General features: G+C 72.3%; 24 protein-coding genes. 12 read left to right on the plus strand and 12 right to left on the minus strand.

Annotated features, from left to right (window positions below; genetic code table 11):
- Nucleotides 1-2: 2 nt before the first annotated feature.
- The 3 genes from AC0I8G_RS04015 to AC0I8G_RS04025 are packed head-to-tail and all read right to left on the minus strand — an operon-like array spanning nt 3 to nt 2751.
- Nucleotides 3-1031, minus strand: a complete 1029-nt coding sequence (locus AC0I8G_RS04015; protein ID WP_471728774.1) for a DUF2891 domain-containing protein — start codon at nt 1029-1031, stop codon at nt 3-5.
- Complete coding sequence (locus AC0I8G_RS04020; RefSeq protein ID WP_471728775.1) at nt 1031-2059, minus strand: DUF979 domain-containing protein; 1029 nt, start codon at nt 2057-2059, stop codon at nt 1031-1033. The genes AC0I8G_RS04015 and AC0I8G_RS04020 overlap by 1 nt, the downstream gene beginning before the upstream one ends.
- The gene (locus AC0I8G_RS04025) at nt 2056-2751 is read right to left on the minus strand and encodes a DUF969 domain-containing protein (protein WP_328293282.1); all 696 of its coding nucleotides are present in this window, start codon (nt 2749-2751) and stop codon (nt 2056-2058) included. Before AC0I8G_RS04025 ends, AC0I8G_RS04020 begins: the two co-directional genes overlap by 4 nt.
- A gap of 138 nt (nt 2752-2889) precedes the next feature.
- Here AC0I8G_RS04025 and AC0I8G_RS04030 point away from each other — a divergent pair, with 138 nt between their 5' ends.
- Nucleotides 2890-4113, plus strand: coding sequence for a hypothetical protein (locus AC0I8G_RS04030; RefSeq protein ID WP_471728776.1), 1224 nt, complete (start codon nt 2890-2892; stop codon nt 4111-4113).
- On the opposite strand, the gene AC0I8G_RS04035 is transcribed toward AC0I8G_RS04030, so the two are convergent.
- On the minus strand, nt 4089-4742 hold the full coding sequence (locus tag AC0I8G_RS04035; protein WP_471728777.1) for a GntR family transcriptional regulator: 654 nt from the start codon (nt 4740-4742) through the stop codon (nt 4089-4091). The two genes, AC0I8G_RS04030 and AC0I8G_RS04035, sit on opposite strands and share 25 nt — an antisense overlap.
- A 61-nt stretch (nt 4743-4803) precedes the next feature.
- Between AC0I8G_RS04035 and AC0I8G_RS04040 the strand changes: the two genes are divergently transcribed.
- Genes AC0I8G_RS04040 through AC0I8G_RS04050 form a run of 3 tightly spaced genes read left to right on the plus strand, consistent with a single transcriptional unit; the run spans nt 4804 to nt 8827 of the window.
- The gene (locus tag AC0I8G_RS04040) at nt 4804-5565 is read left to right on the plus strand and encodes a LamB/YcsF family protein (RefSeq protein WP_471728778.1); all 762 of its coding nucleotides are present in this window, start codon (nt 4804-4806) and stop codon (nt 5563-5565) included.
- A 2-nt stretch (nt 5566-5567) separates the two neighbouring features.
- The gene (locus AC0I8G_RS04045) at nt 5568-7124 is read left to right on the plus strand and encodes a 5-oxoprolinase subunit B/C family protein (protein WP_471728779.1); all 1557 of its coding nucleotides are present in this window, start codon (nt 5568-5570) and stop codon (nt 7122-7124) included.
- The gene (locus AC0I8G_RS04050) at nt 7121-8827 is read left to right on the plus strand and encodes an acetyl/propionyl/methylcrotonyl-CoA carboxylase subunit alpha (protein ID WP_471728780.1); all 1707 of its coding nucleotides are present in this window, start codon (nt 7121-7123) and stop codon (nt 8825-8827) included. Before AC0I8G_RS04045 ends, AC0I8G_RS04050 begins: the two co-directional genes overlap by 4 nt.
- A 16-nt stretch (nt 8828-8843) precedes the next feature.
- Here AC0I8G_RS04050 and AC0I8G_RS04055 read toward each other — a convergent pair whose 3' ends face one another.
- A complete protein-coding gene (locus AC0I8G_RS04055; protein WP_471728781.1) occupies nt 8844-9299 on the minus strand; it encodes a MarR family winged helix-turn-helix transcriptional regulator in 456 nt (151 codons plus the stop codon).
- A gap of 88 nt (nt 9300-9387) precedes the next feature.
- Between AC0I8G_RS04055 and AC0I8G_RS04060 the strand changes: the two genes are divergently transcribed.
- Both AC0I8G_RS04060 and AC0I8G_RS04065 read left to right on the plus strand, forming a co-directional pair.
- On the plus strand, nt 9388-10134 hold the full coding sequence (locus AC0I8G_RS04060; RefSeq protein WP_471728782.1) for an SDR family oxidoreductase: 747 nt from the start codon (nt 9388-9390) through the stop codon (nt 10132-10134).
- Nucleotides 10131-10985 (plus strand): NmrA family NAD(P)-binding protein, encoded by an 855-nt coding sequence (locus AC0I8G_RS04065; protein ID WP_471728783.1) that lies wholly within the window; start codon nt 10131-10133, stop codon nt 10983-10985. Before AC0I8G_RS04060 ends, AC0I8G_RS04065 begins: the two co-directional genes overlap by 4 nt.
- Nucleotides 10986-10998: 13 nt before the next feature.
- Here AC0I8G_RS04065 and AC0I8G_RS04070 read toward each other — a convergent pair whose 3' ends face one another.
- Together AC0I8G_RS04070 and AC0I8G_RS04075 are read right to left on the minus strand one after the other, a co-directional pair.
- Nucleotides 10999-12513: an FGGY-family carbohydrate kinase gene (locus tag AC0I8G_RS04070; RefSeq protein ID WP_471728784.1), complete on the minus strand. Its 1515-nt coding sequence runs from the start codon at nt 12511-12513 to the stop codon at nt 10999-11001.
- 82 nt (nt 12514-12595) lie between these two features.
- On the minus strand, nt 12596-13099 hold the full coding sequence (locus tag AC0I8G_RS04075; protein WP_471728785.1) for a ribose-5-phosphate isomerase: 504 nt from the start codon (nt 13097-13099) through the stop codon (nt 12596-12598).
- A gap of 229 nt (nt 13100-13328) precedes the next feature.
- Between AC0I8G_RS04075 and AC0I8G_RS04080 the strand changes: the two genes are divergently transcribed.
- The 3 genes from AC0I8G_RS04080 to AC0I8G_RS04090 all read left to right on the plus strand — a co-directional run bounded on the left by AC0I8G_RS04080 (nt 13329) and on the right by AC0I8G_RS04090 (nt 16508).
- On the plus strand, nt 13329-14147 hold the full coding sequence (locus tag AC0I8G_RS04080; protein ID WP_471728786.1) for a sugar phosphate isomerase/epimerase family protein: 819 nt from the start codon (nt 13329-13331) through the stop codon (nt 14145-14147).
- Between the two features lie 125 nt (nt 14148-14272).
- Nucleotides 14273-15616 carry an MFS transporter gene (locus tag AC0I8G_RS04085; protein WP_380160386.1) on the plus strand — a complete coding sequence of 448 codons (1344 nt, stop codon included), beginning with the start codon at nt 14273-14275 and terminating at the stop codon, nt 15614-15616.
- Nucleotides 15617-15638: 22 nt separating this feature from the next.
- Nucleotides 15639-16508, plus strand: coding sequence for a phosphogluconate dehydrogenase C-terminal domain-containing protein (locus tag AC0I8G_RS04090; RefSeq protein ID WP_471728787.1), 870 nt, complete (start codon nt 15639-15641; stop codon nt 16506-16508).
- Nucleotides 16509-16604: 96 nt separating this feature from the next.
- Here the strand turns inward: AC0I8G_RS04090 and nagB are convergent, their stop codons facing one another.
- The 5 genes from nagB to AC0I8G_RS04115 all read right to left on the minus strand — a co-directional run bounded on the left by nagB (nt 16605) and on the right by AC0I8G_RS04115 (nt 21678).
- On the minus strand, nt 16605-17390 hold the full coding sequence (gene nagB, locus AC0I8G_RS04095; RefSeq protein ID WP_471728788.1) for a glucosamine-6-phosphate deaminase: 786 nt from the start codon (nt 17388-17390) through the stop codon (nt 16605-16607).
- Between the two features lie 65 nt (nt 17391-17455).
- Nucleotides 17456-18280, minus strand: coding sequence for a carbohydrate ABC transporter permease (locus AC0I8G_RS04100; protein ID WP_471728789.1), 825 nt, complete (start codon nt 18278-18280; stop codon nt 17456-17458).
- Between the two features lies 1 nt (nt 18281).
- The gene (locus AC0I8G_RS04105; RefSeq protein ID WP_471728790.1) at nt 18282-19229 is read right to left on the minus strand and encodes a carbohydrate ABC transporter permease; all 948 of its coding nucleotides are present in this window, start codon (nt 19227-19229) and stop codon (nt 18282-18284) included.
- Nucleotides 19229-20599 (minus strand): extracellular solute-binding protein, encoded by a 1371-nt coding sequence (locus AC0I8G_RS04110; RefSeq protein ID WP_471728791.1) that lies wholly within the window; start codon nt 20597-20599, stop codon nt 19229-19231. Before AC0I8G_RS04110 ends, AC0I8G_RS04105 begins: the two co-directional genes overlap by 1 nt.
- A gap of 71 nt (nt 20600-20670) precedes the next feature.
- Nucleotides 20671-21678, minus strand: coding sequence for a carbohydrate kinase family protein (locus AC0I8G_RS04115; protein ID WP_471728792.1), 1008 nt, complete (start codon nt 21676-21678; stop codon nt 20671-20673).
- Between the two features lie 176 nt (nt 21679-21854).
- Here AC0I8G_RS04115 and AC0I8G_RS04120 point away from each other — a divergent pair, with 176 nt between their 5' ends.
- From AC0I8G_RS04120 to AC0I8G_RS04130, 3 genes are all read left to right on the plus strand, one after another.
- The gene (locus tag AC0I8G_RS04120) at nt 21855-22694 is read left to right on the plus strand and encodes a DeoR/GlpR family DNA-binding transcription regulator (RefSeq protein WP_471728793.1); all 840 of its coding nucleotides are present in this window, start codon (nt 21855-21857) and stop codon (nt 22692-22694) included.
- A complete protein-coding gene (locus AC0I8G_RS04125; RefSeq protein WP_471728794.1) occupies nt 22691-24052 on the plus strand; it encodes a 6-phospho-beta-glucosidase in 1362 nt (453 codons plus the stop codon). The genes AC0I8G_RS04120 and AC0I8G_RS04125 overlap by 4 nt, the downstream gene beginning before the upstream one ends.
- Before the next feature lie 121 nt (nt 24053-24173).
- The gene (locus AC0I8G_RS04130) at nt 24174-25169 is read left to right on the plus strand and encodes an iron-siderophore ABC transporter substrate-binding protein (protein ID WP_471728795.1); all 996 of its coding nucleotides are present in this window, start codon (nt 24174-24176) and stop codon (nt 25167-25169) included.
- Nucleotides 25170-25202: the final 33 nt, after the last annotated feature.

The raw sequence follows: 25202 nt of genomic DNA on the forward strand, positions 1-25202 counted from the left end.
GCTCATCGTGGCCGAGGGCCGCCGAGGTCGCCCGTCCGAGCGGCGAGGGCCCGCGCCGCGAACGTCCCCAGCCAGTGGGTGCTGGCGTAGCCGTCGGCGGACAACGCCTCCAGACCCCGCCCGAGGTGCACGTCGGCGGCCCCGGAGAGGACGTCCCGCCGCGGGTCGGCCGGGTCCAGCGCGGCAGCCAGGTCCGCCAGGGCGGCTGCGCGGGAGAGGTTCAGCCCGTCGAGGTGGCCGAGGCGGCCGTCCCGCCGGTCGGGCACCGCGACCGGTTCGAGCAGGGTCCGGGGTTCCCCCTGCGCCAGCCCCGGCCAGAACCCCTGCAACCACGACGGGAACTCCCCGGCGGGGAGCAACCGTCGCACCAGGTCGGCCTCGACCAGACCCGGCGAGAGGAAGTCCTCTCCCGACGGTTCCCAGGTCAGGGGGGCGTCCCGGTCGGGCAGGAACCAGTCCGTGGCCGTGGCGCGCACGGCGTCGGCCAGGTCGTCCCGGCCCAGCACGGGAGCCGCGTCGAGGAGCAGGCCGAGCGAGAACGCGGAGTTCGCGTGGGTCCCGGCGCGCACCGGACGCCCGGCCCGCGGCAGCCAGTCGAGGACGAGGTCCGCGACAGCGTCGGCCGCGGGGCGCAGCGCCGACACCCAGGCGGGGTTCGCACCGGTCCAGGCCCGGCACTGCGCGGCGAGGGTCACCAGCCAGGCCCATCCGTAGGGCCGCTCGAAACCCGGCGACGTCACCAGGGCGAGGGTCTCGCGCTCGAGGGCGGCCGCGGTGAGGTGGTCGTCGAGAACTGTCCGCGCCGCCTCGACGTCGATCTCCTCGGGGTGGTGCTCGAGGAGGAACACCAGCAGCCAGTGCGTGTGCACGGCGGAGTGCCAGTCGTAGCACCCGTGGAAGGCCGGGTGCGCCGCCCTCGGCAGGACCAGGTCCCCGGGACTCCGGAGTTCCGTCCCCGGCGCGTGGGGGAACTCCCGCCGCACGTTCGCCACAGCCGTACGGGCCAACCGCCCGGCGAGCGGGGCGAGCATCAGAAGGCCAGGAAGTACATCAGGACGACGTTCGCGACGAGCAGCGGGACGGCCGTCGGGATCTGCTGCCGGATCACGGCGTAGTTGCTCTTGAGTTCCAGCAACGCCACGGGCACGACGTTGAAGTTCGCGGCCATCGGGGTGCAGAGCGTTCCGCAGTACCCCGACAGCATCCCGATCGCGAACACCACCGGCGGGTTCCCGCCCATGGCCTCGACGAGCACGGGGTAGCCGATCGCCGCGGTGAGCACCGGGAAGGCCGCGAAGGCGTTGCCCATGACCACGGTGAACACCGCCATGCCGACGCAGTAGAGGATCACCGCCGGCAACAGCGCACCGTCCGGCAGGACGGCCGAGACCGTCGTGCCGATGGCGTCCCCGACCCCGGCGGTCGCGAACACGAGCCCGAGCACCGACAGCAACTGCGGCAGGACCAGGGCCCAGCCGAGGTCCTCGGTGAGGCGACGTCCCTCGGTCAGGGCGAGGGCCGGCGTCCGTTGCCGGAACAACCACATCCCGACGGGGACCGCGATGATCCCCGCCGCGGCGAGACCGATGACGGTCTCGCTCCCGCTCTGGAGCAACGGCTGACCGCCGACGGTGATGTCCTTGCCCACCGTGGCGCACAACGCGGTCACGACCGGGATGATGAGGACCGGGACGAAGAGACGGTTCCCGAACCGGGCGGCGAGCACCTCGCGCGTCGCGAGCAGCGTCGCCCCCGCACGACCGGCCGGGGAACCGGGGCCGTCGACGACCGCGGCCGTCCCGCCGCCTGCGGCGGACCCGCTGCGCGCCAACCGACCCGTCCCCGCGATCGCGGCGATGGCGACGATCGCGAGTCCGAGCGGCCACCCCGGCGCGGTCTGCGCCACGACGAACGAGCTGTACGGGAAGCAGAGGCCGAGCAACGCCCAGAACGCGCCGCTCGTGGCCCGACGGGGGTTGCTCCGGTCGCGGGCGACGAGGGCGCCGACGACGAGGAAGAAGAACCCCATCACCCAGTAGAACCACTCGACGCGGATCACCCCGCCACCTCCGACGTGCCGAACTTCGCCATCTCCCGGGCCAGCCCCCGGTCGGTGAGGAGGCTGCGGGTGCCGTGGACCAGCAGCGCCACCACCGCGGTCGGGATCGCCCAGAGCGCCAACTGCAGGGGTTCGAGCGTGTAGCCGTAGGTCGTGTCGACGAAGGAGGTGATCAGCAGCACGGCACCGACGGCGACGAAGATGTCCTCACCGAAGAACGCGCCCACGTTGTCGGTGCTGGCCGCGAACGCGCGGATGCGCTGCGAGACCGCGTCGGGGAGGGGCCCGAACCGGCGGACGGCCGCAGCCTCGGCCATCGGCGCGACCAGCGGCCGGACGGTCTGGGCGTGGCCGCCGATGCTCATCAGGCCGATGGCCGCGGTGACCTGGCGGATCACGAAGTAGCCCGCGAGGATCCCGCCCGTGCTCAGCCGGGACATCTTCGACACCAGCCGCCGGGCCTGTTCCTGCAGACCGTTGCGTTCCACCATCCCGATCACGGGGAGGACGAGCAGGAAGATGCTGACGGACCGGGAACCGGCGAAACCGGTCCCGAACGCGTTCAGCACCTCGACGGGGGTCATCCCGCCGAGGAAACCGGTCACGAGGCCGGCGACGGTGACGACGAGCATGGGGTTGAGCCGCAGGGCGAAACCCGCGACCACGACGAGGATTCCGAGGAGAACGAGCACTTCCGCGCCTTTCCGGAGGACGAACGGGAGGTCGAGTGTTCCCGGCGACGCTAGGGATCGTTCAACGATCGCGCAAGGGGTACGGTCGGACCAGTTTCCGCAGGCAACTCCCGGTCGAGCCCCCGAGGTGACGTCGACATGCCCACCACCAGCAGCACCCCCCACGACAGCCCGTCCCGTCCGCTCCCGCCGACGGTGGAGGAATCCCGGCTCACCGCCCCGGTCGCCGAGCAGGTCCTCACCGCGTCCGGGTTCTCGACGCTCGTGGCGGAGTTCACGGCCGCCGTGGGAACGGTGAGCACCCTCGACGCCCTCCACACCGTCGTGCGCGACCACGGCACCCGGCTGTGGGAGAGCGCCGTCCGGCGGGCAGGGAACCAACCGGGTTCCGACGGCCTGGACCCCTACGACGACCGTCCGCTGTACTGGGCCCGCACCGCGACGGGTTCGGTGCTGCGCAGCCTCGACCACGACGTCCTGGAGGTCCAGCACCAGCGCCTCGCCCTGCTGCACGTGCTGGACCGGACCTCCCGCGGCATCGACCGCCCGCTCTGGCCCGAAGCCGCCGCGGGGGACCTGCGCGTCGCGGTGAGCGGTTTCGACCCCTACGGCCTCGACGCCGACGTCCGGCACTCCAACCCGTCCGGATGCGCTGCGCTGCAGCTGGACGGCGCGATCTTCGACACCCCGGCGGGGCGTGTCGTCGTCCGGTCCGTCGTGCTCCCGGTGAACTACGGCGACTTCGACCAGGGGGTCGTCGAGGACGCCTTCGGCCCGGCCCTGCTCGCGGGAGCGGACCTGATCACCACGATCAGCATGACCAGCCGCGGCCGGATGGACGTGGAGAAGTGGGCGGCGAACGCCCGCGGCGGCACCCCGGACAACAGCCGCGACCAGCACTTCGGGCCGGTGGGCCGCGCCGCCCGCTGGGCCCAGCCCGACCAGAACCCCGAGTGGATCGAGACGACCCTGCCGCACGCGGCGATGGTCGCGGCCGGCACCGGCCCCTGGCCCGTCGTGCTGAAGCAGGGGATCCGGGAGTGGCCCGCCGGCTCGTTCCCCGACCCCGTGGCGCTGCGCTCGAACCCCGACCCCTCCCCCGGCAGCACCGCGGCGGCCGGGACGGGCGGCGACTACCTCAGCAACGAGAGCATGTACCGCTCGAACCGGTTGCGGCTCGCCCTCGGGGCGGACCACGTCCCCGGCGGCCACCTGCACGTCTCGGCGATCGTCGACCCCGCCGACCCCGCGACGATCACCGACGCCGCGTTCGAGGAGGACCGCCGCGCGGTCGTCGACCAGACGATCGCGCTGGTCCGTGCCGCGGCCGAGGCCGTTCAGGCGGAGCGGCGGTCGCGGTAGGCCTGCAGCACGCGCCCTTCGGCCTCGTCGAGGTAGCTGCGCAACTCCCTGGCCGCCGCGACGCCACCGCGTTCGAGCAGGGTGTCCAGGACGACGTGGTTGCGCGCCAGGTACGAGCCGTGGAAGTCGTCGGGGGAACCGACGACGTGGAAGGCGAGGCGCATCTCGTTCCAGATGCTCTGCATGAGTCCTTCGATGCGGACGCTGCCCAGTGCGGTCAGAGCCCGGTGGAAGTCGATGTCGGCGGTACCGACCCCGATCCAGTCCCCCGCTGCGGCGAGGCGCTCGGCGCGTTCGAGGGTCTCCGCGACGTCGGCGAGGCCGTCGGTGCGCCGGCCGTGGTCGCGGACGGCGGCGCACTCCACGAGTCGCCGGGCGTCGTAGAGCTCGTGGACGTCCTGCTCGCTGGGGACGCGGACGAACACCCCGCGGTTGAGCTCGTGGACCACCAGCCGTTCCTCGGCCAGCATCCGGAACGACTCGCGCAGCGTGTTCCGCGAGACCTCGAAGGCGGTGCAGAGCTCGGGTTCGGACAACCGCGACCCCACGCCGTAGCTGCCGTCGAGGATCCCGTCCCGCACCAGGTCGGCGACCCGGTGCGCGCGACCGGAGCGGTCCTGGGGTTCCACGTCGTGGACGGTACCAGCGGGACCTCTTGCGGAATCGTTGAACGATCGGCAGGATCGATCCGTGGCCACCATCGATCTGAACGCCGACGTCGGCGAAGGCTTCGGCCGCTGGGAGCTCGGCGACGACGACGCGGTCCTCGCCACGGTGACCAGCGCCAACGTGGCCTGCGGGTTCCACGCCGGGGACCCCGCCACCATGACCCGCACCGTGGCGAGCGCCAAGGAGCGCGGGGTCCGCATCGGCGCCCACGTCTCCTACCGCGACCTCGCCGGGTTCGGCCGGCGCTACGTCGACGCGAGCGAGGACGAACTCACCGGGGACGTCGTCTACCAGCTCGGCGCCCTGTCCGGCGTCGCCCGCACGCTGGGCGCGCAGGTCGACTACGTGAAACCCCACGGCGCCCTCTACAACACCATCGCCCACGACGAACGGCACGCCCGCGCGGTCATCACCGCGCTGCTCAGCTTCGACGCGTCCCTCCCCCTCGTCGGCCTCGCCGGGTCACCGCTGCTGGAGCGGGCCCGTGCCGCGGGACTCACGGTCGTCGCCGAAGCGTTCGCCGACCGGGCCTACACCCCCGAGGGGAACCTCCTCTCCCGACGTGTTCCCGGGGCCGTGCTCCACGACCCGCAGGAGATCGCCGACCGGATGGTGCGGTGGGTGAGCGACGGGACCATCACGGCCGTGGACGGTTCCGAGGTGCCCGTCGCGGCCGAGTCCATCTGCGTCCACGGCGACTCACCCGGCGCGGTCGAGATGGCCCGGGCCGTGCGCAGCGGACTCGAGGGTGCGGGCGTGACCGTCCGCGCCTTCGCCGGTTGACCGTGCGGTTCCTCCCCTGCGGGTCCGACGGCCTCCTGGTCGAGGTCGCCGACCTCGACGAAGCCCTCGCCCTGCACGCCTCGCTGACCGCCGGGCCCCCGCCCGGGACGACGGAACTCGTCCCCGCCGCGCGCACCGTCCTCATCCGTTTCCAGCCCCTGCTGACCAGTGCCGCCACCCTGGCCGCCGCGGTGCGCGACCGGTCCTTGCCCCGTGGCGCGACAGTGACCGGAACCCTCGTCGAGATCCCCGTGCACTACGACGGCGAAGACCTCGCCGAGGTGGCCCGGACGTGCGGGATCGACGTCCCCGACCTCGTCCGCCGGCACACCGCCGCGACCTGGACGGTGGCGTTCACGGGTTTCGCGCCGGGTTTCGCCTACCTCGCCGGGGACGACCCCGTCCTCGACGTCCCGCGCCGAGAGACCCCCCGGACGACCATCCCCGCGGGGTCCGTCGCCCTCGCCGGCCGGTTCGGCGGGATCTACCCCCGGGCCAGTCCGGGGGGCTGGCGGTTGCTGGGACGGACGTCGGCCACGATGTGGGACGTCGAGCGAGCCGAACCGGCCCTGCTGCGGCCGGGCATGCGCGTCCGGTTCGTCGAGACCCCCGAGCCGCCCGTCCCCGCGGTGCCCCCGCCGGTGCGGCGCCAACCCGTCGAGGCGCCGTTCCTCGAGGTCGTGGCCCCGGGAGCGCAGACCCTCGTCCAGGACCTCGGCCGTCCCGGCCGGTCCGCGGAAGGCCTCTCCCGGTCGGGTGCGCTGGACCGCGCCGCGCTGCGCCGGGCGAACCGCCTCGTCGGGAACGCCCCGGACCTCGCCGCCCTCGAGGTCGTCGCCGGGGGGTTGCGGGTCCGGGCCCACGGCCGTCTCGTCCTCGCCTCGACCGGCGCCCCCGCGGAGCTCACCGTCACGACCCCGACCGCGGCGTTCCCGGTCGCCGCAGACCGACCGTTCGCCCTTGACGAGGGCGAGGAACTCCTCGTCGGGAGTCCCGCCCGCGGGCTGCGGTCGGTCCTGGCCGTGCGGGGCGGCCTCGCGGTCACGCCCGTCCTGGGCAGCCGCTCCACCGACCTCCTCTCCGGTACCGGACCGGACCCGGTGCGGGCCGGGGACCACCTGCCCGTCGGCCCCTCGCCCCGGAGTCCGGTCACCCTGGGAACCGTTGCGGCGCAGGACCTCCCCGCCGACGGGGACGTGGTGGAGATCGACGTGCAGCTCGGCCCGCGCGACGACTGGTTCACGACCGGGGCGCTCGACCGCTTCGCCACCCAGGAGTGGACGGTCACCCCGCGTTCCAACCGGGTCGGCCTGCGTCTCGACGGAGAACCCCTGGAGCGTCGGGTGCCGGGCGAACTCCCCAGTGAGGGAACGGTTCCCGGTGCGATCCAGGTCCCGCCGGACGGGCGGCCCGTCGTGTTCGGCGCCGACCACCCCGTCACCGGTGGCTACCCGGTCATCGCCTGCGTGGCCGCCCACCACCTCGACCTGCTCGCGCAGGTCCCCCCGGGGGCCCGCGTGCGTTTCCGGCCCACGACACCAGGAGGAACGTCGGCGTGAAGAAGGTCCTCATCGCCAACCGCGGCGAGATCGCGGTCCGCATCGCCCGCGGCTGCGCCGACTACGGCGTCGCCTCCGTCGCGGTCTACGCCGACGCCGACGCCGACGCGCTGCACGTCCGCACCGCCACCGAGGCGTGGGCGCTGCCCGGGACCACTCCCGCGCAGACCTACCTCGACGCGGCGAAGCTCCTCGCGGTAGCGCGCGCCAGCGGTGCCGACGCCGTCCACCCCGGGTACGGGTTCCTCTCCGAGGACGCGGGTTTCGCCCGCGCCGTCGAGGACGCCGGGCTCACGTGGATCGGTCCGACCCCCGACACGATCGAACGCCTGGGCGACAAGACCGCCGCCCGCGAGATCGCCCGCTCGGTGGGCGCACCGCTGGCCGCGGGCACCCCCGGGCCGGTGTCCGGGGTCGAGGAGGTCCTGGCGTTCGCGCGCGAGCACGGGCTGCCCCTGGTCGTGAAGGCCGCCTTCGGCGGTGGCGGTCGGGGGATGCGCGTCGTGCACGACCTCGAGGAGGTCCCCGAGGCCTACGACTCCGCCGTCCGCGAGGCCGTCGCCGCGTTCGGGCGCGGTGAGTGCTTCGTGGAGCAGTACCTGGAACGCCCGCGGCACGTCGAGGCGCAGGTCGTGGGTGACGGCCGCGGGGGCGTCGTGGTCGTCGGCACCCGTGACTGCTCGGTCCAGCGTCGCAACCAGAAACTCGTCGAGGAGGCCCCGGCACCGTTCCTCACCGCCGCGCAGCACGAGGCCGTCGTGAGTGCGGCACAGAGGATCTGCGCCGCGGTCGACTACCGCGGCGCGGGGACGGTGGAGTTCCTCGTCGGGGCCGGTGGGGTCGTCTCGTTCCTCGAGGTGAACACCCGCCTGCAGGTGGAGCACCCGGTCACCGAGGAGACCACGGGGATCGACCTGGTGCGCCAGCAGCTCCTCGTCGCCGACGGTCTGCCGCTGGAGGTCACGGAGACCCCCGCACCCCGCGGGCACGCCTTCGAGTTCCGCCTCAACGCCGAGGACCCGGGCCGGGGTTTCCTGCCGACCCCCGGCGCGGTGGAACGTCTCGACCTGCCCGGCGGTCCGGGCGTCCGGGTCGACAGCGGGGTCACGACGGGTTCCGTCGTGGCCCCGGCGTTCGACTCGCTGGTGGCGAAGCTCGTCGTCCACGGCCGCGACCGTCGGCACGCGCTGCGCCGGGCCCGCCAGGCGTTGGCGGAACTGCGCCTCGACGGTTTCCCGACCGTCGCGGGTTTCCACCGCCGACTCCTCGAGGACCCCGCGTTCACCGACGACTTCGCGGTGCACACGCGGTGGATCGAGACCGAGTGCGACTGGCTCGACGACCTCGCCGCGGACCGGCCGGTCCCCGACCCCGAGGCCGGAGTCGTGCGCAGCTGGGTCGAGGTCGACGGACGCCGCTTCACCCTCGCCCTGCCGGCGGACCTGGCCCGCACGAGCACACCCGTCGCAGGAAAGCCACTCCCCTCCGCCGATCCGGCGGTCCTCGTCGCCCCGATCGCGGCGACGCTCGTCGCTCGGCACGTCGACGACGACGTCCAGGTCGCGGCCGGGAACCCGGTCGGGGCGCTGGAGGCGATGAAGATGGAAACCCCTCTCCTCGCGCACCGCGACGGCCGGATCCGCTGGACCGCCCGTCCCGGCACCGTGTGCGCGGCGGGAACGGAACTCGCGCGCATCGAGTGAGCGGTGAGGCCGGGCCTCAGCCGGGCAGGGCAGGGTGGGCCGTCAGGAGCTTCGACAGCAGCGCTCGCAGCTGCTCCACCTCCTCGGCGTCGAGGGCGGACACCAGCTCGGCCTGGACGGCGTCGGTGAGGGTCTGGAGTTCGTCGAGGTACTGTCCGCCGTCGGGCGTGAGCGACACCACGTTGCGCCGCCGGTCCTGCGGGTCGACCTCCCGCTCGACGTGACCGGCCTTCTGGAGTCGACCCACGACGCCGTTGACGTCGTTGCGGTCCAGGCCGAGTCGGCGCCCCAGCTCGGCCTGGCTGACGGGCCCCGATTCCTCCAGGACCGCCAGCACCGCGAAGTCGCCGCGGGCGGCCAGGGGCATCCTGCTCGCGGTCAGCCGTGTCCCCACCGTGGTGACCTTGCTCGCCTGCCAGCTGACGAGGGAGCGCAGCCGCGCCGGAGGACGGGTCGACGGGTCAGCGGTCATGCCGGCGAGCTTAATCGTTGACACACCCAACGAACGTGCTTATGTTGGTCACACCAATGTTGTTAGAACCAACGAACCTGGAGACGTCGTGCCCACCGCACCCCTGCCCGATCCCCGCACCGACCTGACCGGCCACCGCGTCCTCGTTCCCGGCGGGACCGGCGCCGTCGGCGAGGGCGTCGTCCGCGCCTTCCTGGCGGCCGGCGCCGAGGTCGTCGTCCCCACCCGCTCGGCACAGCGCGCGGCGGAGTTCCGCGATCTCCTGGGCGACGCGGCCGACGCCCACCTGCACCTCGTCGTGCACGACTACACCACCTTCGCCGGCGCGGAGGAGCTCGTCGCGCGCGTGGTCGACCTCCGCGGCGGGCTGGACTCCGTGGTCGCACCGATCGGCGGCTGGTGGCAGGGCCGCACGCTGGCCGAGATCGACGAGGACGACTGGAACGACGCGTTCACGGGACTGGCGACGGCGCACGTGGCCGTGCTGCGCGCCGCGCTGCCGCGGTTGAGCGCCGCGGGCGCCTACACGGTGATCGTCGGGGACTCCGCCGACCGACCCGTCCCCGGGAGCGGCCTGGTGAGCATGGAACAGGCTGCGCTGCAGATGATGCAGCGCGTCGCCGCCGCGGAGTCGGGGTCCTCGCGCCGGGTGTTCTCCCTCGTCCTGGGCCCCGTCACCAGCCGGGTCGCGCAGGGTCAGGTCGAGGCCCGCGACGTCGGCGAGGTCGCCGTCGCGCTCACCGCCGGGACCTCGCCCAGCGCGTCGATCGGACTGCACGGGCCCGACGAGGTGCGGGAGGTCCTGGCCGCGCTCCGGACGGGGGTGGCGGCATGATCCTCGTGACCACCGCGGGAAAGGTCGGAGCGCACGCCGCCCGGACCCTCGCCGTCGCCGGGCACCCGGTCCGCCTCCTCGTGCGCGATCCGGCGGCGCACGAGGGGTTGCGAGCGATCGGCGTCGAGGTGTTCCCCGGGGACCTCGACCGCGCCGGCTCCGTCACCGCTGCGCTGTCGGGCGTCACCTCGGTGGTGCTGGTCACCGCACCCGCGGCGGACCAGGAGCTCACCGTCGTCGCGGCGGCCCGGACGGCCGGGGTCGAGCACGTCACGAAGATCACCGCCGACGCGTCGGCGGACTCGCCCATCGCCCGCCGTCGCGCCCACCACCGCGTCGAGCAGGCGCTGGCGGCGACCGGGATCCCGCACACCCTGCTGCGCGCCAACGCCTACCTGCAGAACGTCCTCGCGCTGGCGCCCAGCGTCGCGGCCACCGACACGTTCGCCACCGCGGCCGGGGACGGACGCATCGGGATGGTCGACGCGCGGGACGTCGCCGCCGTCGCGGCCGCCGTGGCGGCCTCCCCGGGGGAACACGCGGGGAGGACCTACCGGCTCAGCGGAGCCGAGACCCTCTCCTACGACGACGTCGCGACCGGACTCTCCCAGGTGCTCGGGCGCACCGTGACCCACGGTCGCCTCACCGTCGGGGAACAGGCCGCCGCGATGGTCCGGGCGGGTCTGGCGCCGGCGGTGGCCGAGGACAACGCACGCGCCCTCGGGCTCTTCGCCGCGGGGGACGCGGACTGGACCAGTCCGCACGTGGCGGAGGTCCTGCACCGCCCGCCCACGTCGTTCGCGCAGTTCCTCGCGGAACACGTCGACCGCTTCGGCGCCCCCGGGAGGTAGGTGCTCGGACCGGTCAGAGCCGGGTGCGGCGTTCCAGCGCCGACAACTGGTGCTGCAGGTCCGCCGTCACCTCGTGCAGGCGCCGGTAGGCCGGGTAGAGCTCGGCGTAGACCTCGGCGGCCACGGGATCGGGTTCGGTGACGGATTCGACGCGGTTCCAGGTGGCGTCCACGTCGACGGCGCCGAGGGCGACCGCGGCGAACTTCGCGTCGCCCAGGGCGGCTCCGACCCGTTCGGCGGGGAGTTCCTGGCGCAGGCCGGTGACGTCGGTGACGATCTGCGGCCACAACGGGGATCCCGTCCCGCCCCCGACGGCGACCACGCGGCGGATGTCGACGCCGGCGTCACGCATCACGTCGAGGTTGTGCCGCACCCCGTAGGCGGTCGCCTCGAGCAGTGCCCGGTCGACCTCGCCGCGGGTGCTGCGCAACGTCAGGCCCAGCAACGCGCCCCGGGCGTCGGCGTCCGCGAACGGTGTGCGCTCCCCGGCGAAGTAGGGCAGCGCCAGCAGCCCGTGGGAACCCGGCGGCACGGCGGCGGCCTCGGCGACGAGGTCCGTCACGTCGGGCGAACCGCTCGTCTCCCGCCACCACTCCACGGCGCTGCCGGAACTCGCCATGCCCGCGGCCAGGGTGTTCTGCCCCGGCCGTACCCCGGCCGTCCCCCACAGCGCCGGGTGGACCCGGGGGCCGTCGGTGACGGCGATGAAGAACGTCGTGGAGCCGTACATGACCATGAGGTCGCCGGGACGGCCGACGTCGACGCTCTCCGCCTCGGCCCACGCGTCGCAGGTGCCGGCCGCCACCGGTGTGCCCGCGGGGATCCCCGTCACCGCGGACGCCGCGGCCGTCACGGTGCCGACCCGTTCGGAGGGCCAGACGAGGCGCGGCATCGGCAGGCCCGCGGCGACCTCCTCGCAGCGGTCCTCGATCCAGGCGGCCTCGTGGCGGTCGTAGAGCGGGGTCGTCTGGCTGGCGGAGTGCTGGTCCAGGACGTACTCGCCGGTGAGCCTGAAGGCGAGGTAGGAGTTCGACATGAAGAAGTGGCGCGCCCGGGCGAACACGTCGGGTTCGTGGCGGCGCAGCCACTCCAGCTTCCCGCCCGCGGCCTGGGTGGACATCGTGGAACCGCAGCGGCGCAACAGGTCATCGGCGCCGTAGCGCTCCTCGAGCTCGGCGGCCTCCTGGACGGAGCGGGTGTCGACGCCGTAGAGGATCGCGGGACGCAACGGGCGCCCGTGCTCGTCGGCGAGGAGGACCGTGGGACCGATGCCGCTGGCGCCGACGGCCACCACCCGGCCGTGGGCGGCGTCCGTCGGGTCAGCGGCGCGGACCGTGAGTTCGCGGGAGACGGCGCAGAAGTCGTCCCACCACACGGCGTCGGCGTCGTGCTCGACGTAGCCGGGGCGGGGGTTGTCGGTGCGGTGCCGGCGCGAGGCCCGGGCCAGGACCCGTCCGTCGAGCGTCGTCAGCACGCCCTTGCTGCTGCCGGTGCCGATGTCGACCCCGAGCAGGAGATCCCGCTGCACCGTCCACGCCTCCCTGCGCCGATCCTGCGCCGCATCCTGTCACCCGGGGACGGGAGTCAGGACGCGGCGCCGGGCCGGGGGCTCAGCAGGAGGCGGCGGCCACGTCGGCGTCGGTGTTCGCGGTGGTCTCGTAGCCGCTGATGGCCTGGACCTTCTCCGCGGAGGCGGAGGTCTCGTCGAAGACGTAGCCCAGGAACTCCTTCGCCAGACGGCGGGCGAGCTCCTTGCCGATGACGCGCTCGCCCAGGGTCAGGACCTGGGCGTTGTTGGAGAGCACCAGACGCTCCACGGAGAAGGAGTCGTGGGCGACGGAGGCGCGGATGCCGGGGACCTTGTTGGCCGCGATGGCCACGCCCATGCCGGTGCCGCAGACGAAGATCCCGCGATCCGCTTCACCCGCGGCGATCTTGCGCGCACCGGCGACGGCGACGTGGGGGTAGGCGGTCTTGTCGGTGTCGCTGTCGACGCCGACGTCGAGGACCTCCTTGACCCGGGGGTCCTTGAGCAGGTCGGCCTTGATGGCGTTCTTGTAGGAGACACCGGCCTCGTCGGCGGCCAGCACCACACGCCACTGCAGATCAGTCATGTCCAGGTTCTCCCTCGATGCTCGGCGGCGGTGGTCCGGGTGACCAGGGCCGGGGGCGGCTCCCGCGGCGTCGCAGCGGTGGAGGCCCCGCGCGGGCACGCGGTCCGCGCTCACCGGGTTCAAGCGGATCGGGCGTCGTCTTGTTCCTCGCGTCCGCCCCTCCGGAGCGATACTCTGCAACCGGTTGACCAATCGAGCTCCGGGGACCCGGGGCGCCCAAGGAGGCATCGTGGCCGTCGGAGTGTCCACCTACGCGTACAGCCACCGCTGGAACCCGGCTGCACCGCAGCCGATCTCCCTCCTGGAGATGCTGCACGAGATCGCCGACCTCGGCGGGCAGGTGTTCCAGGTCTGCGACCACCCCGACCTCGAGGCCCTCACCCCCGAGCTCGCGGCCACGCTGCGCACGGCCACCGCGGAACGCGGCCTGATCCTCGAGACGGGCACCCGCGGAACCGGGGTCGAGCACCTGCGCACGCACCTCGCGCACGCCCTCGCCCTGGGGGTGCGCACGGTCCGCTCGATGGTCTACTCCGAGCACGGCGGGGTGAGCGACCGACCCACCGCCGGGGAGACCGTGGACCGCCTGCGGGAGGTCGTCCCGGAGTACGCGGCCGCCGGCGTCACGCTGGGCCTGGAGACCTACGAGCAGATCCCGACCACCGACCTGCTCGCGATCGTCGACGAGGTCGACTCCCCGCACCTGGGCATCGTGCTCGACCCGGCCAACTGCGTCGCCAACCTCGAGCACCCCCGCGACGTCGTGCGCCGACTCGCCCCCCGCGTGGTCAACATCCACGTGAAGGACTTCACGTTCACGCGTCGTGACGGGTGGGCGGGCTTCACCCTGGCCAGCTGCCCCCTCGGCGAGGGACAGCTCGACTTCCGCGACCTGCTCGCCGTCGTCCAGCCCGACCCGGCCAGGGTCCACCAGGTCCTCGAGCACTGGCTGGTGCCGCAGGATGACGCCGCGACGACGCGTGCGCTCGAGGCCGACTGGACCGCCCGATCGCTGGCGACACTGGCGAGCTACCAGACAGGCAACTGAGGCGCACAACCGGTTGACCAATCTGCGCGACGGTGCGACAGTTTCCTCGAGCCGACCGGTCCGACCGCGACGGCGACCACGACGGCGACCACGACCACCACCCGTGCAAGGGAGCACGCCTTCCCATGGACACCAGCACCTCCCCCACCGCCGGTAGCACCGCGCTGCGCAAGGCCGCGGTCCGGCTCATCCCCTTCGTCGCGGTGATGTTCTTCATCAACTACCTCGACCGGACGGCGATCGGTTTCGCCGAGCCCAACGGCATGGGCGACGACCTCGGCCTCACCGCGGCCCAGTTCGGGTTCGCGTCGGGGATCTTCTTCCTCGGGTACATCTTCCTCGAGGTCCCCAGCAACCTGGCCCTGCACCGCTTCGGGGCCCGCAAGTGGCTGGCTCGCATCATGATCACCTGGGGCATCGTCGCGACGCTGTTCACCTGGGTGCAGAACACCGAACAGCTCTACGCACTGCGGTTCCTCCTCGGCGTCACCGAGGCGGGGTTCTTCCCCGGCGCCATCCTGTTCCTCACCCTGTGGTTCCCGCGCGAGTACCGCCGCAAGGCGCTCGCGGGTTTCTACCTGGCGCAGCCGCTGACCACGGTCATCGGGGCCCCGCTCGCGGGTCTGCTCATGCAACAGGGTCACGGCGTCCTCGGCCTCGAGGGCTGGCGCTTCATGTTCCTCTGCGTCGGCATCCCCGCGATCGTCATGGGCATCGCGTGCTGGTTCTACCTCACCGACAAGCCCGAGGACGCGAAGTGGCTGAGCGCGACCGAGCGCACCTGGCTGCGCCGTGAACTCGACGCCGAGCAGACCGAGAGCGAGAACCGCGGGCACGTCCCCGCGCGCCGCATCCTCAGGGAGGGCCGCGTCTGGGCGCTGGCCCTGGCCTACTTCGGTCTCATCTACGGCCTGTACTCGCTGGCGTTCTTCCTGCCCACGATCATCTCCGGGTTCCAGGAGCGCTTCGGGACGACGTTCTCGGTCTTCGAGAAGGGCCTCGTCAACGCGGTCCCCTACGTCCCCGCGGCGATCGCCCTGTTCCTGTGGTCGCGCCACATCGCGAAGAACGGCTTCAAGAGCTGGCACATCGCGCTGCCGACCCTGGTCGCCGGCCTGAGCGTCCCGGTCGCGCTGTACATGAACTCGCCGTACCTGACGATCCTCGTCATCGCCGTCACGGCCTGCGGGATCTTCATGGCGCTGCCGAACTTCTGGTCGCTGCCGCCGCAGTTCCTCACCGGGGCCGCCGCCGCCGCGGGCATCGCCTTCATCAACACCCTGGGCAACGTCGGCGGGTTCTCCGCTCCCTACGTCACCGGGTGGCTGAAGGACCTCACGGGCGACGAGAAGATCCCGCTCATGATCACCGGCGGCTTCCTCGTGCTGTCGGCCGTCATCCTCCTCGTCATGTCCCGGCGCAGCCGGGCCGCGCTCGAGGAACCCTCCCCCCAGACCACCACCGCCTGAGAACCGACAGGAGTCGAACAGCATGACCGCAACGACCGAAGCCCCCGCAGTGACCGTCGCCGTCGTCGGCGCCGGCGGCAAGATGGGCATGCGGGTCTCCCGCAACCTCATGAAGTCCGGCCACACCCTGCGCTACGCCGAGAACTCCCCGGCCGGCAAGGAACGCATGGCCGCCGAGGGCCGCACCGCCGTCTCCACCGAGGAGGCCGTCGACGGCGCCGACGTCGTCATCCTCGCCGTTCCCGACACCGTGCTCGGCGTCGTCTCGAAGTCCGTCGTCCCGGCCATGAAGCCGGGCTCGATCCTGCTCACCCTCGACCCGGCCGCCGCCTACGCGAACCTCCTCGCCCAGCGCGAGGACGTCCTCCAGGCCGTCGCCCACCCCTGCCACCCGTCGGTGTTCCTCGAGCGCACCCGGCCCGAGGAGTACGCCGACAACTTCGGCGGAGAAGGCGCGCTGCAGAACGTCGTCGCCGCGTTCGAGAGCGACGACCTCAGCAAGCGCGACATCGCCGAGGACGTCATCCGGATCATGTACGGCCCCGTCGACACCGTGCACTGGGTCACCGTGAAGCAGCTCGCCGTCCTCGAACCGACCCTGGTCGAGACCATCGCCTGCATGATCGGCGCCCTGCTCAAGGAAGCCCTGCACGAGACCGTCCACACCGTGGGCGTCCCCGAGGAGGCCGCCAAGGCGATGCTCTTCGGTCACGTGCAGATCGCGCTGACCAACAGCCTCCGCGGGTCGAACCCGTTCTCCGACGCGTGCCTCATCGCCATGGACTACGGCCGCGAGTCGATCGTCAAGGACGACTGGAAGAAGATCTTCCGCGACGAGGAACTCGACAGCGTCATCACCAAGATGCTGAAGCTGGACAAGATCGAGCGCTGAGCCCCTCACGCACGGCGAACGCCGGAGGGCCGGGACGGTGTCGCCCCGGCCCTCCGGCGTCGAGGTGAACAGCGGTCCGGACGTCTGCCGAGAGGGTCACAGCCCCTGCCCGGCGGGTTTCACCGCCCAGGCCGTCGCGTAGTCGTCCCGGGGCTGCAGGTCCGAGGCGGCCGGCCCGTCGAGCAGGACCGTCACGTGCGGGTGCAGTTGCAGCACGGACGCCGGGCAGGACGCCGAGACGGGCCCCTCCACCATCGCCGCGACGGCCGGGGCCTTGGCCTCGCCGGTGGCGATCAGGACGAGGTGGCGCGCCCGCCGGATCGTGCCCAGCCCCTGGGTGAGGCAGAGCGACGGCACCTCCTCGACGTTCCCGCCGAAGAACCGGGCGTTGTCCGACCGGGTCCGGCGAGTGAGCGCCGTGACGCGGGTGAGGGAGTTCAACGACGACCCCGGCTCGTTGAAGGCGATGTGCCCGTTGCCGCCGAGGCCGAGGACCTGCAGGTCGACACCCCCGGCCGACACGATCGCCTCCTCGTAGTCCCGTCCGGCCCGGGCGAGGTCCTCCGCGTGGCCGTCGGGTCCGGTGACCGCGCCCGCGGGGAAGTCGACGTGGTCCTCGAGTTCGCGCCGGATCACCTCCCGGTAGCTCTCGGCGTGCCCCCGGGGCAACCCCACGTACTCGTCCAGGGTGAACGCGCGGGCCCGCGCGAAACTCACCCGGCCGGCCCGGTGCCGGTCGATGAGGGCCCGGTAGAGGGCCAGCGGCGACGATCCGGTGGCCAGACCCAGGACCGACCCGGGATCGTCCTCCAGGAGGCGGCAGACCGCGTCCGCGGCCAGCTCGGCCGCGTGCCGGGGGGTGGGGGTGATGACGACTTCCATCGCGCGGGACTCCTGGCGAGGTTTCGGGGTTCGAGACACGGTCCGGCGACGGGACGCCGAGGAGATCACCCCTTGACGGCTCCGCCGAGCATCCCGGCGATGAAGCGACGCTGCAGGAACAGGTACACCACGACGATCGGCAGGGCCACGATGGTGGCGGCCGCGGCGAGCAGGGACTGCTCGGTCGCGTGCTGTCCCTGGAAGAACGCCAGCCCGAGCGGTGCCGTGCGCAGCCCCTCCCCGGAGATCATGATGAGCGGCAGCAGGAACTCGTTCCACGTCCACATGCCGATGAGCAGACCCATCGTCATGACCGCCGGTCCCGCGCTGGGGACGAGGACGCGCCACAGCAGGGTCCGGTCGCCGGCACCGTCCATGCGTCCCGCCTCCAGGACGCTGTCGGGGAAGCTGAGGAAGTAGTTGCGCATCCAGAAGACGCCGAAGGCCAGCGACTGCGCGGTCTGGGGCAGCAGCAGGGCCCAGTAGGTGTCGGTCAGTCCCACGCCGCGGAGGTCGTAGTAGAGCGGGATGACGAAGGACTCCACCGGCAGCATCAGCCCGAGCAGCATGACGTAGAACAGGACCGTCCGGCCGGGGAAGCGCATGGTCGCGAACGCGTACCCCGCCAGCACCGACAACAGGATCGTCAACGCGACGACGCCCACGGTCACCAGCACGCTGTTCACCACGTAGTCGCCGAAGTGCCCGCGCCGCCAGGCCTCGCCGAAGTTCTCCAGCGCGAACCGGGACGGCAGCTGGAAACCGGAGCGGGACTCGTCGACGGGGGTGAAGGCGGAGATCAGGACCCCCACGAGGGGGACCACGGCGAAGAGCGCGAAGACGCCCAGGAGGACGTAGTTCACGCTCGTCTCGAAGCGGCTGATGCGCATGTCAGGACTCCTGCGGCTGCAGCTTGGAGATGAGGACCGTGACGAGCACGATCACCACGGCGAGGGTGATGCCGACGGCGCAGGCGGAGCCCACCTGGTTGGTCTGGAAAGCCCGTTCGTAGGCGAGGTAGGACGGCACCGTGGTGGAGTTCCCCGGCCCGCCGCGCGTCGTCACGTAGATCAGGTCGAAGCTCTTCAGGGCGGCGACGACGGTCAGGGTGAGGGCGACGGTGATCTGGCCGCGCAGTCCCGGGAGCGTGATGGCGAAGAACTCCCGGAACAGCCCCGCCCCGTCGAGCCGCGCCGCCTCGAAGAGTTCCGGGTCGATCTGGCCGACCCCGGAGAGGAAGAGCACCAGGCACAACCCGATGCCCACCCAGCTGCCGACGAACCCGACGGCCGGCAGCGCGGTGGAGAAGTCCCCCAGCCAGGCACGGGTCACCAGGCCCAGGCCGACGAGACGCAGCAGCCGGTTGAGCAGGCCGTCGGGGGCGTAGATCGCCAGCCACGACGTCGCCACGACCACCGACGCGATGACCTGCGGCAGGAAGAGGACCACGCGGAAGAAGCCCAGCCCTCGCAGCCGGGGCGCCCGGGACATCACCGCGGTGAGGAACAGGGCGACCACGACGGGGAGGACGGCGAAGAAGAGCACGAGCACGAGCGCGTGACCGAACGCCGCCCGCAGCGCCGGGTCGGTGACGATGTCCACGTAGTTCTGCGGGCCCACCCAGGTCGCCGCGGACAGGCCGTTCCAGTCGTAGAGGGAGTACCACGCACCCTGCGCCAGCGGCACGACGATGAAGGCGATGAGGACGACGAGAGCGGGGGCCAGGTAGAGGAAGGCCTTCCACTGCCGCTCCGGCCGGCTGGAGGTCACGACCGGGGTGCCCGGGGCCGGGACCGCTTCCTGGTCCGGACGACTGCTCCGGGGGGACACCGCGGGCATCAGCGGTCCTTGAGGAAGGCCGAGTAGTCCTTCTGCAGCGACTCGGTGAACTCCTCCGGGGTGAACTGCCCGCCGGTCAACTGCTGGACCCCGGCCGTGAGGGTGTCGTAGAACGTCGGGGTGGCGTAGTCGAGGTACGGGACGAGCCCGTTCTGCTGGCTCACGTCGTTCCACTGCCCGGCGATGTCGCCCGCGAGGGTGCCGGCGACGGCCTGGTACCCCTCGGGGAGGACGACGGGCAGGTTCCCCGTGTCGACCAGGACCTGGCTGGCGGCGGCGTTGGTGATGAACTCGATGTAGGCCGCGGCCGCGTTGGCGTTGGACGCCTTCGAGGTGATCGCCCAGGCGAGCCCGACACCACCCAGGGTCTCGGCCTTGTCGTCGACGCCGGAGAGCGCGACGAAACCGACGTTGTCGCCCATGGCCTCCTGCAGCGTCGCCTGCTGCCAGGTCCCCGTGAAGAGGAACGTCCCCTTGCCCTGCCCGAAGTCGGTGACCGCCTGGTCCTTGCCGACGCCGTTGTGGCCCTCCGGCAGGTACTTCTTCGTGGACCACTCGGAGAGCTTCGTCGCCGCCTGGACGGAGGTGTCGTCGGTCCAGGCGCCCCCGCTGCCGGACACGAGGTCGCTGGCGGCCTTCACCCCGGCGACGGCCGAGAGGGTCGCACCGAAGAGGTGGATCCCGGGGCTCTTGTCGGCGTCGCCGTACTGCATCGGCTGCAGGCCGGCGGCCTGCAGCACCGGCAGGGCCGCCTCGAAGTCCGCGAAGGTGACGGGCGCGGTCAGACCGGCCTGCGACAGTTGTTCCTTGTTGTAGTACAGCCCGACGATCTCCCCGGTCTGCGAGACGCCGTAGAGGTTCCCGTCGCGCCAGGTGGCACCGTCGGAGGAGAACTTGTTGAGGCTGAGCAGGTCCTCGGGGTAGCGGGTCGTCCAGCCGTAGACCTCCGCCCACGCGTCGACCGGCTGCAGCAGACCGGCCTGCACGAACGCCCCCATGTCCGGGTAGCCCTGGTTGGCCTGGACCACGTCGGGCGCGTCGTCACCGGACAGGGCGAGCTTCAGGGTCGTCTTGAGGTCGGCGAACGACCGCGACACGCGTTCGACCTTGATGTTCGGGTAGGCGGCCGCGAACTGGTCGTTGAGCTTGGTCTGGGCGTCGTCGATGCCACCGTCGGTGTTCTGGTCCCAGACGGTGAGGGTCACGTTCCCCAGGGACGCGGCGTCGGTGGTGACGGGTTCGGAACTGGTGGGGGCGGCGTCGGAACCGGAACCGCCGGGTGCGCACGCCGCGGCCACCAGGGCCGTGGCGCTCAGCGCGAGGGCGAGAACGCCTCGGCGAGGGAGGGGGAAGTCTCGGGTCGTGTCCACGGGGTCTCCTACGGGTGGGTCGGGAAGGTGGTCGCGAGCTGCGTGCGTGGTGGTCTCAGGACGTGGTGGTCTCAGGAGGGGATGGCCGGCTGCCGGGCGGCCCAGTCGAGGACGGTGGTCCAGTCCCCCTCGGGGCGTCGCGAGGCGAGGAACTCCGCGACCTCCGCGGGGCGGGGAGCACTGGCGGAACCGCCGAGCGAGCGGACCGAGAGGGTCGCGACGAGGCCGGCGAACGCGACGCGGGTCCGCAGGTCCCAGCCGAGGACGGAACCGGTCATCAGCCCGGCGGTGAACACGTCACCGGCCCCCGTGGGGTCGACGGCCCGGACGGGCACGGCGGGCACGTGGACCCAGGACCCGACACCCGCGGAGCCGGCGTCCACGGCGGTGACACCCTCCGCGCCCCGGGTGATGACGACCGAGCGGACGTGGCGGGTGAGCACCTTCGCGGCCGCTTCGACGGAGTCGGTGCGGGTGTAGCTGAGGGCCTCGACCTCGTTGAGGACGAAGACGTCCACCTCCTCCGCGCGGTGCAGGACCTCTTCGGACCAGAGCCCGGAACCGTCCCAGCCGACGCCGCCGAAGACCGTCGTCCCGGCCCGGCGCAGGTCCGCGATCCAGCCGGGGACGCCGAAGGCGATCCCGGTGTGGGCCGCCTTCACCACGGGCAGCGGTCCGGGCCACTGCCGGGGCACCTCCGCGCCGTCCTCCAGGTAGGTGATGAAACCCCGGTCGTGCTCGTTGGTCACGGCCACGGTGACGGGGGTCTGGTACCTGGAGGTGCGCTGCAGCCACCGCAGGTCGAGTCCCGGTTCACGCGCCAGGAGGTCGTGCAGGTGCTCGCCCAGGACGTCGGTCCCCAGCACGGCGAGGATCCCGGTGTGCATGCCCAGCCGTGCGGTCGCGACCGCGCGGTTCGCGGTACCGCCGGCCACCAGCGCGAACCCGTCGGCGAAGACCTCCTCACCCGGACCGGGCAACGGGGTGCCCGAGAGGACCAGGTCGCAGAAGACGGTGCCGCCGAACACGACGTCGGTCTCGACGACCGGTCCGGGCGACGCGGGGACGGTGGGAGGCACGGACGCTCCTCAGCGTGCGACGGGGCTAGGGCGGTAGCGCCCAGGATCCGCCGAGTATGAGCATCACGCGCAGAGTCACGCAAGGGACCGCGTCGATCCTGGGGTTACAGCTCGGTAAATTCGGCCGTCTCTGCTCGAGTCTGGTCAACTCCGCGCGAAGGTCCTACTCTGGACCGGTGATCTCCGCTGAGCGGCGCCGACGCATCCTGCACGCGGTGCACCACGAGGGCGCGACGAGCGTGCGTGACCTCGCCGAGCGGATGGAGGTGAGCGAGTCGACGATCCGCCGCGACCTGCAGGTGCTCGACAAGGACGGCGAACTGGTCCGCACCTACGGTGGCGCCATCGCCCTCGAGGACCGGACCGCGGGCGAGGCTCTGCGGGCGGAAGTCCTCCGGCCCCAGCCGGTGACCGGCGACGCGTCCTTCGAGGGGGGCAGCGAGAACCGCGAACGCCCCTTCGACCTCGTCGCCACGACCGACCGCCCCCTGAAGGAACGCGTCGCCGCCGCGGCCGCGGCCTCCATCGACGACGGCGAGGTCGTCATCCTCGACATCGGGACGACGACCCCGTTGGTGGCCGAACTCCTCCGGGGGCGCGACCTCACCGTCATCACCTCCAACCTCGCCGTCTTCGACGTCCTGCGCGACGACGACGCCGTCCGGCTCGTCCTGCTCGGCGGCGTCGTGCGGCGCAACTACCAGAGCCTCGTCGGCTCGGTGACCGGCCAGGTGCTGAGCCACCTCAACGCGGACACCGTCCTCCTGAGTTGCACCGGAGTGCGCAACAACGGTCGCGTGGTGGACAACATGGCGGTCGAGGAACCGATCAAACGCGCCATGATCGAGGCCGCCGAGAAGGTCGTCCTCCTGGCCACCGAGACCAAGTTCCCGGGCACCGGCTCCCTGCGGCTGTGCTCCGTCAGCGAGGTCGACGTCCTCATCACGACCAAGGGCGCCGACCCCGCCCCCCTCCAACTCTGCCGCGACGCCGGCGGAAAGGTGATCATCACGTGAAACTCTGCATCCTCGGCGGCGGCGGGTTCCGAACCCCCTACGTCTACCAGGCCCTCCTGCGCGACCAGGGAACCCCGCGGGTGGAGGAGGTGGCCCTGTACGACACCGACCAGGACCGCCTCGACGGCATGGTCCTCGTCCTGTCCCAGTTCGCCCGGGAGTTCCCCGACGCGCCCCGGCTGGTGCCGACGACCTCCCTGGACCAGGCGCTGGCGGGGAGCAACTTCATCTTCGCCGCAGTGCGTGTGGGCGGTCTCGCCGCCCGTTGCTGCGACGAGCGGGTCGCGTTGGACCTCAACGTCATCGGTCAGGAGACGACCGGTCCGGGCGGCTTGGCCTACGCCCTGCGGACCGTCCCGTTCATGGTCGACATCGCGCACAAGGTCCGCGAACTTGCCCCGAACGCCTACTTCCTGAACTTCACCAACCCGGCCGGGATCATCACGGAGGCCATGCAGGGCGTCCTGGGCGACCGGGTCCTCGGCATCTGCGACACCCCCTCGGGTCTGGGACGCCGCGTGGCGGGTGTCCTCGGCCTGGACCACCGCCGCGTCCAGATGGACTACGTCGGCCTGAACCACCTCGGGTGGATGCGCCGGGTCCTGTACGACGGGGTGGACGTGCTCCCGACCCTGCTCGCCGACGACGAGAAGCTCTCGGTCCTCGAGGAGGGCATCGTCTTCGGGCCGGAGTGGCTGCGCACCATGGGCCTCATCCCGAACGAGTACCTCTACTACTACTACTTCAACCGTGACGCGGTGCGGGCGATCGTCGACTCGGGCACGACCCGCGGGGAGTTCCTGCTCGAGACCCAGGGCGACTTCTACCGCGAGGTCCGGTCCAAGGGCGCCGACGCCGCGGCGTTCTGGCGCGAGACCGTGACCGCGCGCAGCGCCAGCTACATGGCCGAGGCCAAGGGCGGCGAGCAGGGGAGACCCGCGCACACCGACCAGGTCGAGACCGACCCCTCGCACCAGGGCTACGCGGGCGTCGCGCTGGGCGTGATGGCCGCCATCACCCGCAACGAGCGCGCGACGATGATCCTCAACGTCCGCAACCGGGGAACCATCGCCGGGATGCCCGACGACGCGGTCGTCGAGGTCCCGACCACGGTCGACGCCAACGGGGTCCACCCGCTGACCACGTCCGCCCCCTCCCTGCACCAGCTGGGCCTCATGCAGCAGGTGAAGGCCGTCGAACGGCACACCATCGCGGCCGCCCTGACCGGCGACCGGAACGAGGCGCTGCAGGCGTTCGCCCTGCACCCGCTCGTGGACTCGGTGACGGTCGGGCGCAAGCTCCTCGACGGCTACGTCGACCGCATCCCCGAGGTGGCCGCGGTCCTCGGGGCGCACTGACGACGGGCGTGCGGACCACCCGCCGGGGTGGCCCGCACGCTCTGCCGACGGGGTGCCGGTCGGGTATGGTCAGGCTGTCCTCAGTCGCATCCGCTGAGGTGGTCCCCCGATCGGAGCCTCCGTGCCGTCGCTGTCCCGCCGCACCCTGCTCGCCGGCACGTCCGTCGCGGGTCTCTCCGCCCTCGCCGCCTGCGGCTCGTCCGACGACGCGGGCGCCTCCGCGAGCAGCTCCGGGGCGGCGTCCTCGACCACCTCGATCGACACCCTGTTCGGCGCCGTGGAGGTCCCCGCGAACCCGAAGAACGTCGTCGCGCTCGGCTGGGGCGACATGGAGACCGTGCTGGCCCTGGGGGGTCAGGTCGTCGGCACCTCCGACTGGCTGGCCTTCGGGGGTGACGGCGTCGGTCCCTGGGCGAGCGACCTGGTGAAGCAGACCCCCGAGGTGCTGGGCACCACCGAACTCAGCTACGAGGCCGTCGCCGCGCTGACCCCCGACGTCATCCTCAACACCCGGCAGAGCAACGCCCAGGCCCAGCAGGACGAGCTGAAGCAGATCGCCCCCACGGTCGGTCCGCCGCCCGGCCAGAAGGTCACGTACGGCACCTCCTGGCAGGACCAGGTGGAACTCGTCTCCGCCGCCCTCGGCACGAGCGACGCGGGCGCGAAGCTGATCGCCGACCTCGAGGCGAAGTTCAAGGACGTCGCGGCGGCGAACCCCGGGTTCGCGGGCAGGACCGTCTCCGTCGCCGCGTTCTTCTCCGGCGCCTTCGGCGCCTACGTCACCGGTGACAGCCGCGTCGACTTCATGACCGAACTCGGTTTCACCCAGAGCCCGACGGTGCAGGCGCTCTCCACCGACGCCAGCTTCTACGTGTCGCTCTCCGACGAGCAGCTCGACCAGCTCGAGGCCGACCTCGTCGTCGTGTTCCCCATCGGCGCCACGGCGGCGGAGATCACCGCGAACCCGGGGATCCAGAACCTGCAGGCCACCCGGGACGGGCGCATCGTGGTGTTCGACGACACCACCCAGGCCAACGCGTTCTCCAGCGGGACCACGCTGGGCCTCGGCTACGCCCTCGACCACGCGGTGCCGCTGTTCGCGCAGGCCATCGCCTGACGTCCACCCAGGACGCCCTGCACCGTTGCGGTG

It is taken from the genome of Kineococcus sp. AC630 (assembly GCF_979255925.1).